We start from the raw sequence: 18,483 nt of genomic DNA on the forward strand, positions 1-18,483 counted from the left end.
CTCCTAGACTAAAATTAATATTGAACTTACACCAGCGCCTATACCAAAGGCAGTAACTAAAGCTTCTAAAGATTTTGTTGTAAACATTAACATATGTCCTCCGAATAAATCTTGAATAGCATTTGTGATAAGTACTCCAGGTACAATAGGCATGACCGCGGCAATGATAATTGTAGCTAAATCTCCGCTAGGAACAAATGCATGTCCAATTACAGAAATAATACCTATTACCAAAGAACCTATAAATTCTGGAATAAATTGTGCGTGTAGCTTTCGATCTAATATTTCTACTACTAAGTATCCAATCGTTCCAGCTAATACAGCTGTGATGATATCAACCAGACGACCTCCCTGTAGATAGAGGAAGCTCGTAGCGATAATTGCTGCGGCAATTCCTTTGAAGGGTAGACTGCTATCTCTTTTAGCAACATATATTTCCTCTAATTGATACTTAGCTTCTTCAAGCGTCATCGTGCCATTTGTAATTTGACGTGAGATTTCATTAGCTTGAGAAATTTTTATTAAGTTCGTATCTCGAGTTTTAATCCTATACAACCGAGGATATGCTTCGTTATGTAAAACAAATTCAATTACAGTATTAGTCACGAAACTATTACTTTCAGGATAGCCCAATTTTGTAGCAATACGTGCCATGGTATCCTCTACCCGTGTACCTTCTGCTCCAGATTCTAGTAATATACGAGCAGTAATCATAACAACATCTTTTATCAATGCTTCATGAGATGTTTCAATTGTATCCTTATTCATTTCATCACCAAATTTTTTTAAAATTAAGAATAAATCATTATTATAATTATAGTAAAGGTTTTAGGAAAACGCCACAACCCTTGAGGTTTACATGACGTGCAACTTGTTATTTAAAGTCATTTTCATAGAGTTAAGCAGATAAAATAATGATTATATAGATGAATTTTATAATAAATATTAAAAAAAACCTTATAGTTGTACATTTACCTTTATATAATGTTTCAAATATTTCAAAAAGGTTAAAATAATATTAGTTAACGATGACAGTGAATATATTGAGTAGCGACGGTATATTCTATGAGGTTAACTATATACGTAGTAGTGATTTAAAGTTCTCCCAAGGATACTACAACATAAGAGCCTAGTACATCTTAATTGTACAGGCTCTTAAATTTTTTATAGTCATTAAATTTAAGATAAGGTATTATCTTTTCTACATATTAAAAACCCTACACACCAGTAAATTATGATTCTGGTGTGTAGGGTTAATTTTTCACTTTAACTTATATACTAAAAAATTGTTTGAAGTCTTCAATGTTTAAAATGTGCCCAATATAGAAACTACCAAATTCGCCATAACGAGCAGTCGTTTCATCAAAACGCATTTCATAGACAATTTTTTTGAATTGAAGTACATCATTTGAAAATAATGTAACACCCCATTCGTAGTCATCAAAACCTACTGAACCTGTGATAAACTGTTTGATTTTACCAGCATATTTACGACCTATCATCCCATGGTTATACATTAAAGTTTTACGGTCTTCGATAGGTAACATGTACCAGTTATAAGTTTCATTGCGTCGTTTATCCATTGGATAGAAACATATATATTCAGAATGTGGTAATTCAGGGTATAATCGTGCCTTAACATGGGGATTTTCATAAGGATCTTCATCAGATTTGCCTGCTAAATAATTACTTAATTCTATCACTGACACATAGGAATAAGTTGGAATGAGATAGTCTGCGATACGTAATTTATTAAACTCATTTTCAATTCGATTTAACTCTTTCATCTCTGGACGTAAAAACCATAGTAAAAGGTCCGCTTTTTGACCTGTAATGTTATAAATTGCATGATCACCTTGATGTGATTCTCTAGCAACTGCTTTATCTTTAACAAATGTTTCTAGTTCAGTAATCATTGCTTCACGATCATCTTCAGCAATTAAACGAAAAGTTGTCCAGTCTACTGCATAAAATAAATGTAAGCTATACCAACCATCTAAAGTTTCTGCTGCTTCACTCATTATCAATCTCTCCTTTTTCAAAATTCTTATTGGATTCATTTCAAATTCTATCACAAACATTCATTTAACTACTAAAAAAATGTTTACAAAAGCGAAATGGAATTCTGATAAAAAATAACGTATAATTTACTATGTAAACGTTATTATAAGAGAGAATTAAGGAGGATATTATGGCTGATTTATTATCTGTATTACAAGACAAATTATCCGGAAAAAATGTAAAAATAGTATTACCTGAAGGTGAAGATGAACGAGTGCTCATTGCTGCGACTCAGCTACAAAAAACTGACTATGTTTCACCTATCGTTTTAGGAAACGAAGATAATATTAAATCTCTTGCGTCTAAACACGCTTTAGATTTAACGCAAATTGAAATCATAGATCCAGCGACGAGTGAACTTAAAGATGAGCTTGTAGATGCTTTTGTTGAAAGACGTAAAGGTAAGGCAACTAAAGAACAAGCAGTTGAATTATTAGATAATGTAAATTATTTCGGAACAATGCTTGTGTATACTGGAAAGGCTGAAGGTTTAGTGAGTGGTGCTGCACATTCTACTGGAGATACAGTAAGACCAGCATTACAAATTATCAAAACTAAACCTGGTGTATCTAGAACATCTGGTATTTTCTTTATGATTAAAGGTGATGAACAATATATTTTTGGGGATTGTGCTATTAATCCAGAATTAGATGCTCAAGGACTTGCTGAAATTGCAGTAGAGAGTGCTAAATCAGCACAAAGCTTTGGAATGGACCCTAAAGTAGCTATGTTAAGCTTTTCTACAAAAGGTTCTGCTAAATCGGATGATGTTACTAAAGTGCAAGAAGCATTGAAGTTAGCTCAAGAAAAAGCTGAAGCGGATCAATTAGAGCATGTAGTTATTGATGGGGAATTCCAATTTGACGCTGCTATTGTTCCTAGCGTAGCAGAGAAGAAAGCACCTGGTGCAAAAATTCAAGGTGATGCGAATGTATTTGTTTTCCCTAGTCTAGAAGCAGGTAATATTGGTTATAAGATTGCTCAACGTTTAGGTGGATACGATGCAGTAGGACCAGTCCTACAAGGATTAAACTCTCCAGTCAATGATTTATCTCGTGGTTGCTCAACTGAAGACGTTTATAACTTATCTATTATTACAGCTGCTCAAGCCTTACAATAATGGACTTAGCAACTAAATATTTTAATCAAATCAACTGGCGTTATGTCGATCATTCAAGTGGTTTAGAGCCCATGCAATCTTTTGCGTTTGATGACACTTTTTCCGAAAGCGTTGGTAAAGACTTATCTTGTAATGTAGTACGAACGTGGATACATCAACACACCGTGATTTTGGGCATTCATGATTCGCGTTTACCATTTTTAAGTGATGGTATTCGTTTTCTTACAGATGAACAAGGATATAATGCGATTGTTAGGAATTCTGGTGGCTTGGGTGTCGTATTAGATCAAGGAATACTAAATATATCTTTGATTTTTAAAGGACAAACCGAAACGACTATTGATGAAGCCTTTACAGTGATGTATTTATTGATTAGTAAAATGTTTGAGGATGAAGATGTTAGTATCGATACTAAAGAAATTGAGCAATCGTATTGCCCAGGAAAATTTGATTTAAGTATTAATGATAAGAAATTTGCCGGGATTTCTCAGCGACGAGTACGTGGTGGTATCGCAGTGCAAATATACTTATGTATTGAAGGTTCTGGCTCAGAACGGGCATTAATGATGCAACAGTTTTATCAACGTGCACTTAAAGGGCAGACTACTAAGTTTCACTATCCAGACATAGATCCCTCATGTATGGCATCTTTAGAAACTCTTTTAAATAGAGAAATTAAAGTGCAAGATGTTATGTTTTTATTATTATATGCACTAAAAGATTTAGGAGCAAACTTAAATATGGATCCTATTACAGAAGACGAGTGGACACGTTACGAGGGGTACTATGATAAGATGCTAGAACGCAATGCGAAAATAAATGAAAAATTAGATTTTTAGCAAGGTGACACTATAGATAAGTCAAAAAAAATAAGCCTGGGACAAAATAATTGTCTCAGGTTTTTTTACGTATTAGCAGTGATACTTGATGTGAATAGAAAATATTTTTATATAAAATTTTCAATCAAAGGGGTTCTAACCAAGAGAATTTTACATGGAAAACCAATAAAAAAGACAAGTGTTATTCGAGGTTAAAAGAGGACAACAAATTCAATTTAAATTCAATCCTACTACTATTTTGTTTAATAAAAATATCTTTCAAACAAAAGTTAAGATGACTTTGTTAGAAAATGATATATATTCTATCACAAATTTGTAGTATTATAGTTGAGGTGGAAAATTTTAAAAACTTTAGTAAAAAATTTAACGATGTTTACAAAATTGTCATTTAAGGTAAATATATTTCATGATTTTGATAACTCTTTAAAAGAGTTTTATAATATTAAAGTGTTGTGAAAACTTAAACAAAAAGTTATTATACTCTTTTGTTGTTATTTTACTTTTAAATAGTTATAATAAACGCTTGATTATTGGCAATATAATAAATGTATTCGATAAAATTGACATTTAAGTGACATCAATCAAGATGAATATGTAAAGAAATTAAATTAATATCACGTTAAATAGCAAGTCAATCATTTTAACATCGTCAGTACATCTTATGAAGTGATATTTTAAAGAAGGTATATAAAGGTGAGAAAATATGACTAGACAAGGATACGGAGAATCTACTGGAAAGATTATTCTAATGGGTGAACACGCAGTTACATTTGGTCAACCGGCAATCGCAATTCCATTTAATGCTGGGAAAATTAAAGTCCTCATTGAAAGTTTAGATGAAGGAAATTATTCTTCTATCACAAGTGACGTATATGACGGAATGTTGTACGATGCTCCCGAACATCTAAAGTCTATCATTAATCGCTTTGTTGAAAAAAGTGGAGTGAAAGAACCACTATCAGTAAAAATTCAAACTAACTTGCCTCCATCAAGAGGTTTAGGTTCAAGTGCTGCAGTAGCAGTAGCGTTTGTACGTGCCAGTTATGATTTTATGGATCAACCTTTAGATGACAAAACATTGATTAAAGAAGCGAATTGGGCGGAGCAAATCGCACATGGTAAGCCAAGTGGTATCGATACGCAAACGATTGTGTCAAATAAACCTGTATGGTTTAAACAAGGGAAGGCCGAAACATTAAAATCACTAAAATTGAATGGTTATATGGTTGTCATTGATACCGGAGTAAAGGGTTCTACCAAACAAGCAGTGGAAGATGTTCACGTATTGTGTGAATCTGATGAATATATGAAATATGTAGAGCACATTGGTACACTTGTTCACAGAGCTAGTGAATCGATTGAACAGCATGATTTCCATCATTTGGCTGACATATTTAACGCATGTCAAGAAGACTTGAGACATTTAACAGTAAGTCACGATAAAATAGAAAAATTACTTCAAATTGGGAAAGAACATGGTGCCATTGCTGGTAAACTAACTGGTGGAGGAAGAGGTGGCAGCATGCTTCTTCTTGCGGAAAATTTACAAACTGCAAAAACTATTGTTGCTGCAGTTGAAAAGGCTGGCGCAGCACATACATGGATTGAACATTTAGGAGGTTAAATCATTGGTGAAAAGTGGCAAAGCACGAGCACATACAAATATTGCGTTGATTAAGTATTGGGGGAAAGCTGATGAAACTTACATTATTCCTATGAATAATAGTTTATCAATTACCTTAGATCGATTTTATACTGAAACAAAAGTGACTTTTGACCCTGATTTTACTGAAGATCGCCTTATTTTAAATGGAAATGAAGTGAATGCCAAAGAGAAAGAAAAGATTCAAAACTATATGAATATAGTGAGAGATTTGGCTGGAAATCGTTTGCATGCGCGAATTGAAAGTGAGAATCATGTGCCAACAGCAGCTGGACTTGCTTCTTCAGCGAGTGCTTACGCTGCTTTAGCTGCCGCTTGTAATGAAGCTTTGTCATTGAACTTATCAGATACAGACTTATCACGTTTAGCTCGACGTGGTTCAGGTTCTGCTTCTAGAAGTATTTTTGGTGGATTTGCTGAATGGGAAAAAGGGCATGATGATTTGACCTCATATGCACATGAAATTAATTCCAATGGTTGGGAAAAAGATTTATCAATGATATTTGTAGTGATTAATAATCAGTCAAAAAAAGTATCTAGTAGGTCAGGTATGTCACTAACAAGAGATACTTCTAGATTCTATCAATATTGGTTGGATTACGTTGATGAAGATTTAAATGAAGCTAAAGAGGCAGTTAAAAACCAAGATTTTCAACGCTTAGGCGAAGTCATTGAAGCAAATGGTTTACGTATGCATGCCACTAACTTAGGTGCTCAACCTCCTTTTACGTATTTAGTGCAAGAAAGCTACGATGCTATGGCGATTGTGGAACAGTGTCGAAAAGCCAATTTACCTTGTTACTTTACAATGGATGCGGGTCCCAATGTAAAAGTTTTAGTAGAAAAGAAAAATAAACAAGCTGTGATGGAACAATTTTTAAAAGTATTTGACGAATCGAAGATTATAGCAAGTGATATCATCAGCTCTGGCGTTGAAATTATTAAGTAAGGAAGAGATAGAATGATTCAGGTAAAAGCCCCCGGAAAACTTTATATTGCAGGCGAGTATGCAGTAACCGAACCAGGATATAAATCTATTCTTATTGCAGTAAATCGCTTTGTAACGGCGACAATTGAGGCGTCAAATAAAGTTGAAGGTAGTATTCATTCCAAAACATTACATTATGAACCAGTTAAATTTGACCGTAATGAAGATAGAATTGAAATCTCAGATGTTCAAGCTGCTAAGCAACTGAAATATGTTGTGACAGCTATAGAAGTGTTTGAACAGTATGTGCGTAGTTGTAATATGAATTTAAAGCACTTTCATTTAACCATTGATAGTAACTTAGCAGATAACTCTGGTCAGAAGTACGGATTAGGTTCAAGCGCCGCTGTTTTAGTATCTGTTGTTAAAGCTTTGAATGAATTCTATGGTTTGGAATTATCAAACCTTTATATTTATAAATTAGCTGTAATTGCAAATATGAAATTACAAAGTTTAAGTTCATGTGGTGATATTGCGGTTAGTGTCTACAGTGGTTGGCTTGCATATAGTACGTTCGACCATGACTGGGTGAAACAGCAAATGGAAGAAACATCGGTGAATGATGTTTTGGAAAAAAATTGGCCAGGCTTACATATCGAACCTTTACAAGCTCCCGAAAATATGGAAGTCCTTATTGGATGGACTGGGTCTCCAGCTTCTTCTCCACACTTAGTGAGTGAGGTCAAACGTTTAAAATCAGATCCAAGTTTTTATGGTGATTTTTTAGATCAATCTCATGCTTGTGTAGAAAGTTTAATCCAAGCTTTTAAAACTAATAATATCAAAGGTGTTCAAAAGATGATACGTATAAACAGACGTATTATTCAATCTATGGATAACGAAGCATCAGTTGAAATTGAAACAGATAAGCTAAAAAAATTATGTGATGTCGGTGAAAAGCACGGTGGCGCTTCTAAAACTTCAGGTGCTGGTGGTGGCGATTGCGGCATTACTATTATCAATAAGGTAATTGATAAAAATATTATTTATAACGAATGGCAAATGAATGATATCAAACCATTGAAATTTAAAATTTACCATGGACAATAAGTAAAGTAACTCGTGATATAAGTCATTTAGGGTTCGAGGCTCAACCGGGGGTGGGACTGTGTATTCAGTTCCACTTTCTTATTTTATTAGTATATGGTATGTATAAATTTTAAAGTGAAAAGTATCTTGAATTTTATAGTAAAAAGAGTAAAATAAATAGAGTTATATTAACGATGATGGAAGAGTTTATATAGAAAGGTGGGTAGCAAGATGAAAAATAAATTTTTAATCTGTGATGAGTGTCAGGCTGTGAATTTAAAATCTTTGAAGCGAAAATTAGAAAAATTAGATCCGGAAGCTGAAATTGAAATAGGCTGTCAATCTTATTGTGGACCAGGTCGACGTAAAACATTTGCATTTGTTAATAATCGACCACTTGCTGCATTAACCGAAGAAGAACTTATGGAAAAGGTTACAAAACAATTAAAAAAACCACGTAATCCAGAAGAAGAAGAGCGACTTAGAAAACGTAACGAAGAACGAAAACGTCGTAAAGAAGAACAAGATCGCAAACTTAAGGAAAAGTTAAAGAAGCGCAAAGCAGAGAAATAAATCAAAACCACCTGAGACATGAATGATTGTCGCGGGTGGTTTTAATGTTAATAGTACATAATTAAGTTGCAAATTCGAATATATGAAGCCATTTAATTTTCATTACTTTGTAATATGATAGAAGAAAGCATTAAATATGAATACTGTCATATTCTTATTAAAGACTGATGAGTTCTAAAAAATGAATTTATCGGTCTTTAATTTTAAATAGTCATAATAGATAATTCCTACATTTGTAGTATCTAATCATCAGAGATCAAAGAATAGAGTGGAGCGTAGGAGAAGGATTCACCTGCATAAGAACCACTAATGATCAGAGATCAAAGTATAGAGTGGAACGCAGGAGAAAGATTCACCTGCATAAGAACCACTAATGATCAGAGATCAAAGTATAGAGTGGAACGCAGGAGAAGGATTCACCTGCATAAGAACCACTAATGATCAGAGATCAAAGTGGTTCTAAAAACAAGTCATTAAAGGATTCGGTCATTGTCGGATGTGTGTATATATTATCTCTTAATACTGTGTAAGGAATATGTTGATCTATAGCAAGTTTGATTAAGTTAATCAGTTCTTCTGATTCTTTGCCATATAATGACGCTCCTAAAATTTCTTTTGTATCTTTATTAATTACTGCTTTAAATAAACCTCTGGAATCATTATTGATTTTGTGACGGGGTATGTTACTGACAAAGACTTTATTTTCTAGAATATCGTATCCTTGTAATTTCGCCTCACTTGCAATTAGTCCTACTCTAGATAGAGGAGGATCAATAAAGACCGTATAAGGTATTGCACCACGATTTTCAGTTGTTCTAGAACCATCACCAAATAGATGTGATTTAATGATTCTATAATCATCGAGTGAAATATACGTAAATTGCAATCCACCTTTAACATCACCTGCAGCGTATATGTGTTTCACTGTACTTTGCAAATGTTTATTTACAATTACTTCACCTTGTTTTCCAATTTTTACATCTGTATTTTCAAGACCTAAGTGATTTGTATTTGGCTTACGACCTGTGGCTAAGAGCACAGTATCAGCTGATATTTCTCCATGATTTGTGTGTATGATAGTTTGATCTTTATTGTTTGAAAATGCAATAGTACTAGTATTAGTGTTTATAGTCACACCTTTATCTTGTAAATCTTTGACAATAAGATTTGCAATGTCTTGATCTTCATTTGTCATGATAGCATCACCACGCTCAAGAATTGTTACATGTGTTCCAAAATTTGAAAACATTGAAGCGAATTCGAGAGCGATATAACCACCACCAATAATAACAAGTTCTTGAGGTTGGTAGTCAATATTTAGTAATCCAGTAGAATCATATATATTTTGAGCTGTATCTATCCCTTTGATATCTGGGATATTCGCACGTGAACCAGTGTTGATTACTATCTTATCTGCTGTAATTGTTTCTTGAATTGTTCCATTATTATCCTGTAGTTCTATTACCTCGTTAGAAATAAAATTAGCTTTATAATTCAGAACATCTATATTGTCCTTTGAATTTAAGCCTTGATAGTTCTTGTTATTCAATGCCTGTACGACTTCTTTTTTTCTAGTAATAGCCTCTTTGAATGAACTACCTTCAATACCATCATGAATTAATGTTTTAGTCGGTATACATCCGATATTAATGCATGTACCGCCATACATCTTTGTTGATTGTTCTACCACTGCAACCTTTTGTCCGTGACTAGCAGCATGTGCCGCTAATGTTTTACCTGCTTTTCCAAAACCAATAATAATCAAATCATAATTTTTCATGTTTTTATCCCTCCTGTAAAATATCTGCCAAAACATCTGTAATATTTTTATTTTTGTAAAAATCTAATATTATTTGATGTTCTTGAGAATAATAATGTGACATTGTATGAGCAATTTTCTTAGAAATTTGACAGTGACTGTCAGAATCGCCAGTAAATCGTCTTTGGCTATTATTTTTATCTAAAACAAAGTGTTGATATAACTTGGCTAAATCTACTTGAGCAGTATGTTGATTGGCTTGATAGCCTCCTGCTTTACCACGCTGAACTTTGATATAGTTGTGTTCAGTTAAATATGCTAGAACTCGCCTAAGTTGTACAGGGTTCAGACATGTTAATTTAGCTAATTCTTTACTATTAAATTGTTCTTGATCATGTTGAGCAAGAAAACATAGTACATGTACTGCAATATTGAATTCTAAATTCATTTTTACCCACCTTAATGTAACTTCATTAGTTACATTAAAGCGTATAATGATTTTAAGGTCAAGATAATTGCTCCTAATAGATAATTAACACGAATGAATAAGTTATGATTTGGGTATAATATATTTGAGTATTTTAAATAAAGGAGATGACTTTAAATGGTAAAACAAGTACGATTAGGTAAATCTGATGTCAATGTTTTTCCTATCGCATTAGGCACAAATGCAGTAGGTGGTCATAATTTATATCCTAATTTGGATGAAGAGCAAGGTAAAGAAGTTGTACGTCAAGCTATTGATAATGGTATAACATTATTAGATACAGCATATATCTATGGGCCAGAACGTTCTGAAGAATTAGTTGGACAAGTTGTAAAAGAATATCCACGCGAGAAAGTGCAAATTGCAACAAAAGGTTCGCATGTTATTAAGGAAAATGGAGAAGTTGTTCAAAATAACGATCCAGAATATTTAAAACAGCAAGTTGAAAATAGTTTGGAACGTCTTCAAGTGGATTATATTGATTTGTATTATATTCATTTTCCTGATGACGATACACCAAAAGATAAAGCAGTGGCGGCTCTCAAAGAGCTTAAAGATGAAGGTAAAATTAAAGCAATAGGTGTATCTAATTTCTCTTTAGAACAATTAAAAGAAGCGAATAAAGATGGATATGTTGATGTTGTTCAATTAGAATACAATTTATTACATCGTGAAAATGAAGAAGTAATGGCATATGCTGCAGAAAATAATATTACATTTGTTCCTTACTTCCCACTTGCTTCAGGTATACTAGCTGGCAAGTACGATGAAAATCAAACATTTGAGGATCATCGTGCAGAACGTCCTGATTTTCAACCAGACGTATTCAAAGATAATGTGCGTCGTGTAAAAGCATTAACTGATATTGCAGAGGCACATGATACAACGATTGCCAATGTCGTATTAGCATTTTATCTTACACGTCCATCACTAGATGTTGTCATCCCTGGTGCAAAACGTGCAGAGCAAGTTGTTGAAAATATTGATGCTGCAAATATTGAATTATCGCAAGGTGAAATAGACAAAATTGATAGTTTATTCCCAATTAAAAAATAACTTAAGAGATAGATTAAGAACCTGAGACATCATTTGTTGTCTCAGGTATTTTTTACGCAATAAAAAATAGGGTTCTGTTGCAAAGTTAAAAATCATGTAATATTTATACTGAAAAACGAAAAATAATTAATACTAATAAAACTCTTTACTGTTAAAACAATATTTGCTTTTATAGTTTTGTATAGATGTGCATATAATTTTAACTTTGCAACAGAACCTGTTTTCTTATATATCTCCTTAATACACGCTATTTTCACCAACAATTTTTCCAAAGTGTTGCATTTTCCAACGACGTAAAACTTTTAATGGTACCGAACGTGGGTATAACTTGTTACATTATCAAATGTAACATTTTAAATATGCTTAATTTGAGGTATCGATTTAATGTAATTGCTCACAAAACATCAGCACACTACCCATACTTTAAGCGATATAAATTAATGAAATAGGGGGAAATGTCTTGGCAAAGCTATTATACAAACTAGGAAAATTTATAGCTAAGAACAAATGGCTAAGTGTTATAGGATGGCTTGTTATACTAGGTGTTATTATCACGCCATTAATGATAAACTCACCGAAGTTTGACAGTGACATCACTATGAACGGCCTTAAGTCATTAGACACAAACGATAAAATCAGTAAAGAATTTCATCAGGACAGTGAGAAAGCCTCGATGAAAATAGTCTTCCATTCTAATAAGAATGATGGACTCAATAATAAAGATACGAAGAAAGATATTGAAGATGCTTTAGACAATATCAGACAAAATGATGATTATATCCAAAATATCTCTAATCCATATGACAGTGGACAAGTTAATGATGAAGGCGATACTGCTATCGCTAACGTAAGTTATGTAGTTCCACAAACTGGATTAAAAGATTCTTCTAAACATATCATCGACAAAGAATTAAAAGATGTAACTGACAACCATAATGTGCAAATTGAAAAAACTCAAGGTGGCGCTATGAATTCCGAACCTGGTGGTACATCAGAAATTGTCGGTATCATCGTAGCATTCGTAATCTTACTTATTACCTTTGGTTCACTTATCGCAGCTGGTATGCCAATTATTAGTGCAATCATCGGTTTAGGTTCAAGTGTTGGTATCATCGCATTATTAACATATATCTTTGATATTCCAAACTTCACTCTTACACTAGCTGTAATGATAGGTTTAGCTGTTGGTATTGACTACTCACTCTTTATTCTATTTAGATTTAAAGAACTTAAGAAAAAAGGTGTCGATACTGTAGAAGCTATTGCAACAGCAGTGGGTACAGCAGGCAGTGCTGTAATATTCGCTGGTCTTACAGTTATGATTGCTGTTTGTGGTTTATCACTTGTAGGAATCGACTTCTTAGCGGTTATGGGATTCGCTTCAGCGATTAGTGTGTTATTTGCAGTATTAGCAGCATTAACACTATTACCTGCCCTAATCAGTATCTTCCATAAAAGTATTAAAATTAAAGATAAACCAACTAAAAGTAAAGACCCTAAAGATCATTCTTGGGCAAAATTTATTGTTGGTAAGCCAGTTATCGCTGTTATTGTAAGTTTAATTATTTTAATTTTAGCTGCTATACCAGTCAGTGGCATGCGTTTAGGTATTCCAGATGATAGTTTAAAACCAACTGACTCATCAGAATACAAAGCCTATAAATTAATCTCAGATAATTTTGGCGAAGGTTATAACGGACAAATTGTCATGTTAGTAAATACAAAAGATGGTGGAAGTAAAAGCACTATCGAACGTGATTTAAATAATATGCGTAGTGATTTAGAAGACATTGATAATGTTGATACAGTTTCAAAAGCACAACTAACTGACAACAACAATTACGCATTATTCACAATCATTCCTGAAAAAGGACCGAACTCACAGTCAACAGAAAATCTAGTATATGATTTACGTGATTATCATAGCCAAGCGCAAGAAAAATATGACTATGGCACTGAAATTTCAGGACAAAGTGTTATTAACATCGATATGTCAGAAAAACTAAACAACGCTATTCCAGTATTTGCAGGCGTTATTGTTGTATTAGCATTCTTCTTATTAATGATTGTGTTCCGTTCGATCTTAGTTCCATTAAAAGCAGTACTAGGCTTTATCCTTTCATTAATGGCTACATTAGGTTTCACAACATTAGTCATTCAACATGGCTTTATGGGTAGCTTATTTGGTATTGAAAACACAGGACCATTACTTGCATTCCTTCCAGTAATCACAATTGGATTGTTATTCGGACTTGCCATCGACTACGAGCTCTTCTTAATGACACGTGTACATGAAGAATACAGTAAGACTGGCGATAATGATCATTCAATCCGTGTAGGTATCAAAGAAAGTGGACCTGTTATCGTAGCTGCTGCACTTATTATGTTCAGTGTATTCATCGCATTCGTCTTCCAAGATGACAGTGCAATTAAGTCAATGGGTATCGCATTAGGTTTCGGTGTGTTATTCGACGCATTCGTCGTACGTATGACATTAATTCCAGCATTGACGAAACTCTTTGGTAAAGCTTCATGGTACCTTCCTAAATGGTTAGGTGCAGTATTGCCAAACGTTGACGTTGAAGGTAAAGCTTTAGAAGAAGATAATCATCACGACACATCTTCTGAAAAAGGTCATGTCAACGATAAAAATAGTGAATACTCTAGACAAGACAAAGATAACTATGTTTATCAAAATGACAAACGTAACTACAATCGCAATTATAATGACGAAGATTATAACCGTTCTGTGCATTTAAATAATCATCATGACCAGCATCATCGCCAACATCAATATGATAATCAACGTGATGATATCGACTATGAATCACTTTATACTCAAGATGGCGACCATACTCATCATGATGAACGTAATTATAATGATCGACACTATCAAGACAATTACGATAGAAATGATGATTATCGTCACAACAATCATGATCATCAAAATGATAACCATGATTATCATGATTCAAATTTTGATAAAACAACAAACTTATACAAAGAATTAACTGATAGCAATATTGATCAAGATGTATTATTCAAAGCATTAATGTTATACGCTCGTGAAAACAACAAAGGTGTTTACGATAGATATAACCGATCATCTCAACATCGTCATGATGACGAACTTAGAGACTAATATTAAAAAGGGGGAAACACGTTATGTTAAAACGACGTAGTTCGAAATTCTTAGGACTACTAGCCACACTAGCCTTAGCCATAGTGCTAAGTGCTTGTGGTAATAGTGGTAACGGTAGTGGTTCATCAGACGATAGTCAAACATCACTTGGTAATAAAGAAATCGAAATATCTTATATCGCGAGTGATAATTCAACACCACGTTCACTAGTTATAGCAGAAGTATTGAAAAAAGCAGGTTATGATGTAACAACTACACCAGTAACAGCAAGTGGCCCGTTATATGCTGCTGTATCAGAGAACTCTGATTCATTCCATGCATCAGGTATATTCCCTACTACTGATAAAAGTTACTACGATAAGTTCAAAAGTAAATTAACAATTTATGATGATAAACATTTAATTGATAACGCAAAAGTAGGTTTAGCCGTACCTAAGTACGTGCAAGATGTCGACTCAATTAGTGACTTAAAAAACAGTGACTTCGGAAAATCTGTAGATTGGGCAATTCAAGGCACAGACGCACGTAATGGCGTTATGCAAGAAACTAAAGATGAACTTGATAGTGACAACTTGGATAAATATAGCTTGAAAGAAAGTTCTGACCAAGACCAATTCAAGAAAATTCAATCTGCTTTTAAACAACAAGAACCTATCGTCTTCACAGCAATGGAACCTAGCTGGTTCTCTAAAGAATTAGACGTTAAAATGTTGAAAGATCCAGACAACATTTATGGTAATAATAATCAACATATTGACTTAGTATTTAACAAAGACTTTAAAGAAGCACATCCAGCTGCATACACAGTTGCAACACGTATGGCAGATGATTGGAGTAAATCTGACGAAGACAAATTAGCTAAAAAAATCTTTGTTGATAACAAAAATCCAGAACAAGTAGCTAAAGACTATGTGGATGATAATGATAATAAAGTAGATGAATGGTTAGAAGGTATTGAGACTATCTAATTACAAAGTAAAGAAAGACAAATAAAGAATATGCTCGTTTGGTGTAGCATATTTAAAACTCATAATGCAAATTTACAGTAGCAAACCGAGTTGAGAAGGCGCTTAAGACAAACTCTTCTCAATCGTAGCTATTATTGCGAGGGAGTGAAACTAAACTCAGTTTCGCTCCTACTTTTTTATATCGCTCTTATAGTATTAAACGTTTCAAATAACTTATTTACTCTTTTTTTATAAACAAATTTAAACGTAGTATCAGTTGTTATGTTTGGAAAAATCAACTTTATTGTGATAAATTACTCTTATTACGTCAGGCTATCTGACTAGATTAAATAAATAGGAGAATCAGATAATGCCGTCAGCAAATCAAAAGCGTATGATTAAACATATTCATGAAACAGTGTTTATACTTTTACATGATTATCATTTTGATGAAATCACGGTTCAAAAAATATGTGATATTGCAGAAATCAACCGCAGTACGTTCTATAGATACTTCCAAGATAAATATGAATTACTCTACACTTTACCTGACTTTATTACACAACAAATTATAGCTAAAAGTGACACATCAGCAGACATTACAACCCCTGAATCATTTGAAGACTTTATCTATTACATTGGTAATAATAAAAAGATTTTTAAGCATCTATTAGTTTCGTCTCGACAGGCAGATGTATTTAGAAGTTTAACGAATGTGAGTCGCGAAATGATGTTAAATAACCCAACTCGTAAGCGTTACCCCTTAGCGCAAAAGATTAGAGAAAGTAAACATCCTGAAATTGTAGCTGATTTTTACAGTAGTGGCGTAATAGAAGTACTAAGACGTTGGGTAGAAAATGACTATAACTATACAGTTGAAGAAGTGTTTGTAACATTAAATAATGTGCTTGAAACGTCATTATATTGTTATGATAAATAAAAGCAATCTCACATAAATTAAGAGTGAGATTGCTTTTTTGTCATTTGCGTTTTTTAACGTCTACTGTCTTGTAAACCATAAAAATACTATTAGCTATGATTAATAATGCTAGAATGACCATTGGCCAAATACCTATATTAATCATATTAAATATGGTTCTGTTGCAAAGTTGAATTTATATTATAATTTTAATAAAAAGGAGTCTTTTGTATGAACTATTTCAGATATAAACAATTTAACAAGGATGTTATCACTGTAGCCGTTGGCTACTATCTAAGATATGCATTGAGTTATCGTGATATATCTGAAATATTAAGGGAACGTGGTGTAAACGTTCATCATTCAACGGTCTATCGTTGGGTTCAAGAATATGCCCCGATTTTATATCAGATTTGGAAGAAAAAGCATAAAAAAGCTTATGACAAATGGCGTATTGATGAGACGTACATCAATATAAAAGGAAAATGGAACTATTTATATCGTGCCATTGATGCAGAGGGACATACATTAGATATTTGGTTGCGTAAGCAACGAGATAATCATTCAGCATATGTATTTATCAAACGTCTCATTAAACAATTTGGTAAACCTCAAAAGGTAATTACAGATCAGGCACCTTCAACGAAGGTCGCAATGGCTAAAGTCATTAAAGCTTTTAAACTTAAACCTGACTGTCATTGTACATCGAAATATCTGAATAATCTCATTGAGCAAGATCACCGTCATATTAAAGTAAGAAAGACAAGATATCAAAGTATCAATACGGCAAAGAATACTTTAAAAGGTATTGAATGTATTTACGCTCTATATAAAAAGAACCGCAGGTCTCTTCAGATCTACGGATTTTCCCCATGCCACGAAATTAGCATCATGCTAGCAAGTTAAGCGAACATTGACATGATATATTAGTGGTTAGCTATATTTTTTACTTTGCAACAGAACCAAATTATTTATAAGTAGGAAGATAGACGACATTGATAACATTATTTTTGGTAGAAATCGTCCAAAAGCTAACGTAGTGCAATTCATAAAGTAAGCATTTAATCATGTAAAAGAATGGAATGGGGAAATAACCAAATCATGATTTTAAGAAGGTTAGTATGAAATTATAGTATTGAGTGATTATTTAATGATTGCTTTAAAATTTTAAATAATTAGAAATATGTGTATAAAAAATATTGTGTCAAATAATCATATTTAAAAAGTTGTAGTTATTAATAGTTCTAAAATAAATTTTGTGAAGCTTTTTGAATGTCTAGATTGAATTAAGGTATCATACATGTGGTATAATGCCTATATTAATAGTCAAGTAAATAGTTAGGGGAGAAGTCACATGTATAGTGTCAGACAAGCAACTGAAAAAGATGCTGTAGCGATAAGAGATGTTGCGACAAAAGCTTGGTATAACACATATTTAAATATTTATGCTGCTTCAACAGTTAATGAACTGTTGGCCGCTTCATATAATGAAACGCATTTAAAAAAGAGATTAAATGAGCAATTATTTTTAGTGGCAGAAGAAGATAGTGAGATTGTTGGTTTTGCAAATTTCATTTATGGTGAAGAGCTTTATTTATCTGCACACTATGTTAGACCTGAATCTCAGCATAAAGGTTATGGAACTCGTTTGCTAGAAGCGGGGTTAAAAAGGTTTAAAGACCAGTATGAAACAGTTTATCTAGAAGTTGATAACAATAATAGCAATGGCATCGAATATTATCAGAATCATGGATTCGAGATTATTCGCTCATATCAACCTGAAATGTATGGTGAAATCATGGATTTAGCTTTAATGAAGAAATCATTTTAACAATCACATAAATAATTAAGATTGTTTCGTCTAGAGATATGAGAAATAAAAAATAAATATTTTTTGGAA

General features: G+C 33.1%; 16 protein-coding genes. 12 read left to right on the forward strand and 4 right to left on the reverse strand.

All coding sequences use genetic code 11. The features are described 5' to 3' along the window. Nucleotides 1–3: 3 nt before the first annotated feature. Both ACVBFA_RS06490 and hemQ read right to left on the reverse strand, forming a co-directional pair. Entirely contained in the window at nt 4–768 is a 765-nt protein-coding gene (locus tag ACVBFA_RS06490) for a threonine/serine exporter family protein (protein ID WP_002456858.1), read from the reverse strand. Between the two features lie 503 nt (nt 769–1,271). Continuing rightward, complete coding sequence (hemQ, locus tag ACVBFA_RS06495) at nt 1,272–2,021, reverse strand: hydrogen peroxide-dependent heme synthase (protein WP_002486821.1); 750 nt, start codon at nt 2,019–2,021, stop codon at nt 1,272–1,274. A 170-nt stretch (nt 2,022–2,191) separates the two neighbouring features. Here hemQ and pta point away from each other — a divergent pair, with 170 nt between their 5' ends. The 6 genes from pta (at nt 2,192) to ACVBFA_RS06525 (ending at nt 8,273) form a co-directional block, all read left to right on the forward strand. Next, nucleotides 2,192–3,181, forward strand: coding sequence for a phosphate acetyltransferase (pta, locus tag ACVBFA_RS06500; RefSeq protein ID WP_002486803.1), 990 nt, complete (start codon nt 2,192–2,194; stop codon nt 3,179–3,181). Beyond that, nucleotides 3,181–4,020 carry a lipoate--protein ligase family protein gene (locus tag ACVBFA_RS06505; RefSeq protein ID WP_002445773.1) on the forward strand — a complete coding sequence of 280 codons (840 nt, stop codon included), beginning with the start codon at nt 3,181–3,183 and terminating at the stop codon, nt 4,018–4,020. Before pta ends, ACVBFA_RS06505 begins: the two co-directional genes overlap by 1 nt. 703 nt (nt 4,021–4,723) lie before the next feature. Next, nucleotides 4,724–5,644 (forward strand): mevalonate kinase, encoded by a 921-nt coding sequence (mvk, locus tag ACVBFA_RS06510; RefSeq protein ID WP_002445774.1) that lies wholly within the window; start codon nt 4,724–4,726, stop codon nt 5,642–5,644. A 4-nt stretch (nt 5,645–5,648) separates the two neighbouring features. Next, on the forward strand, nt 5,649–6,632 hold the full coding sequence (gene mvaD / locus ACVBFA_RS06515) for a diphosphomevalonate decarboxylase (RefSeq protein WP_002490253.1): 984 nt from the start codon (nt 5,649–5,651) through the stop codon (nt 6,630–6,632). Nucleotides 6,633–6,644: 12 nt separating this feature from the next. Beyond that, nucleotides 6,645–7,721: a phosphomevalonate kinase gene (locus ACVBFA_RS06520; protein WP_001832075.1), complete on the forward strand. Its 1,077-nt coding sequence runs from the start codon at nt 6,645–6,647 to the stop codon at nt 7,719–7,721. A gap of 210 nt (nt 7,722–7,931) precedes the next feature. Further along, complete coding sequence (locus ACVBFA_RS06525) at nt 7,932–8,273, forward strand: DUF1450 domain-containing protein (protein ID WP_126122485.1); 342 nt, start codon at nt 7,932–7,934, stop codon at nt 8,271–8,273. Between the two features lie 448 nt (nt 8,274–8,721). On the opposite strand, the gene merA is transcribed toward ACVBFA_RS06525, so the two are convergent. Beyond that, a complete protein-coding gene (merA, locus tag ACVBFA_RS06530; RefSeq protein ID WP_164539691.1) occupies nt 8,722–10,053 on the reverse strand; it encodes a hypothiocyanous acid reductase MerA in 1,332 nt (443 codons plus the stop codon). Nucleotides 10,054–10,057: 4 nt separating this feature from the next. Further along, on the reverse strand, nt 10,058–10,480 hold the full coding sequence (hypR, locus tag ACVBFA_RS06535; RefSeq protein ID WP_002468721.1) for a redox-sensitive transcriptional regulator HypR: 423 nt from the start codon (nt 10,478–10,480) through the stop codon (nt 10,058–10,060). 156 nt (nt 10,481–10,636) lie between these two features. Between hypR and ACVBFA_RS06540 the strand changes: the two genes are divergently transcribed. From ACVBFA_RS06540 to ACVBFA_RS06565, 6 genes are all read left to right on the forward strand, one after another. After that, a complete protein-coding gene (locus ACVBFA_RS06540; RefSeq protein ID WP_002475598.1) occupies nt 10,637–11,575 on the forward strand; it encodes an aldo/keto reductase in 939 nt (312 codons plus the stop codon). Nucleotides 11,576–12,035: 460 nt separating this feature from the next. Next, a complete protein-coding gene (locus ACVBFA_RS06545) occupies nt 12,036–14,717 on the forward strand; it encodes an MMPL family transporter (RefSeq protein WP_001832045.1) in 2,682 nt (893 codons plus the stop codon). A gap of 23 nt (nt 14,718–14,740) precedes the next feature. Next, a complete protein-coding gene (locus tag ACVBFA_RS06550) occupies nt 14,741–15,685 on the forward strand; it encodes a glycine betaine ABC transporter substrate-binding protein (RefSeq protein ID WP_001832065.1) in 945 nt (314 codons plus the stop codon). Between the two features lie 349 nt (nt 15,686–16,034). Continuing rightward, the gene (locus tag ACVBFA_RS06555; RefSeq protein WP_126122487.1) at nt 16,035–16,604 is read left to right on the forward strand and encodes a TetR/AcrR family transcriptional regulator; all 570 of its coding nucleotides are present in this window, start codon (nt 16,035–16,037) and stop codon (nt 16,602–16,604) included. Nucleotides 16,605–16,814: 210 nt separating this feature from the next. Further along, a complete protein-coding gene (locus ACVBFA_RS06560; RefSeq protein WP_046044337.1) occupies nt 16,815–17,489 on the forward strand; it encodes an IS6 family transposase in 675 nt (224 codons plus the stop codon). 448 nt (nt 17,490–17,937) lie between these two features. After that, nucleotides 17,938–18,414 carry a GNAT family N-acetyltransferase gene (locus ACVBFA_RS06565; RefSeq protein WP_001832180.1) on the forward strand — a complete coding sequence of 159 codons (477 nt, stop codon included), beginning with the start codon at nt 17,938–17,940 and terminating at the stop codon, nt 18,412–18,414. Nucleotides 18,415–18,483 lie beyond the last annotated feature (69 nt).

It is taken from the genome of Staphylococcus sp. MSU001 (assembly GCF_052976705.1).

Bases quoted from the DNA above. Each gene is read 5' to 3' on its own strand.
- ACVBFA_RS06525 (WP_126122485.1), top strand. From the start codon at position 7,932: ATGAAAAATAAATTTTTAATCTGTGATGAGTGTCAGGCTGTGAATTTA.
- ACVBFA_RS06565 (WP_001832180.1), top strand. From the start codon at position 17,938: ATGTATAGTGTCAGACAAGCAACTGAAAAAGATGCTGTAGCGATAAGA.
- merA (WP_164539691.1), bottom strand. From the start codon at position 10,053: ATGAAAAATTATGATTTGATTATTATTGGTTTTGGAAAAGCAGGTAAA.
- hypR (WP_002468721.1), bottom strand. From the start codon at position 10,480: ATGAATTTAGAATTCAATATTGCAGTACATGTACTATGTTTTCTTGCT.
- mvk (WP_002445774.1), top strand. From the start codon at position 4,724: ATGACTAGACAAGGATACGGAGAATCTACTGGAAAGATTATTCTAATG.
- ACVBFA_RS06505 (WP_002445773.1), top strand. From the start codon at position 3,181: ATGGACTTAGCAACTAAATATTTTAATCAAATCAACTGGCGTTATGTC.
- ACVBFA_RS06560 (WP_046044337.1), top strand. From the start codon at position 16,815: ATGAACTATTTCAGATATAAACAATTTAACAAGGATGTTATCACTGTA.
- pta (WP_002486803.1), top strand. From the start codon at position 2,192: ATGGCTGATTTATTATCTGTATTACAAGACAAATTATCCGGAAAAAAT.
- ACVBFA_RS06555 (WP_126122487.1), top strand. From the start codon at position 16,035: ATGCCGTCAGCAAATCAAAAGCGTATGATTAAACATATTCATGAAACA.
- ACVBFA_RS06540 (WP_002475598.1), top strand. From the start codon at position 10,637: ATGGTAAAACAAGTACGATTAGGTAAATCTGATGTCAATGTTTTTCCT.
- ACVBFA_RS06490 (WP_002456858.1), bottom strand. From the start codon at position 768: ATGAATAAGGATACAATTGAAACATCTCATGAAGCATTGATAAAAGAT.
- ACVBFA_RS06550 (WP_001832065.1), top strand. From the start codon at position 14,741: ATGTTAAAACGACGTAGTTCGAAATTCTTAGGACTACTAGCCACACTA.
- ACVBFA_RS06520 (WP_001832075.1), top strand. From the start codon at position 6,645: ATGATTCAGGTAAAAGCCCCCGGAAAACTTTATATTGCAGGCGAGTAT.
- hemQ (WP_002486821.1), bottom strand. From the start codon at position 2,021: ATGAGTGAAGCAGCAGAAACTTTAGATGGTTGGTATAGCTTACATTTA.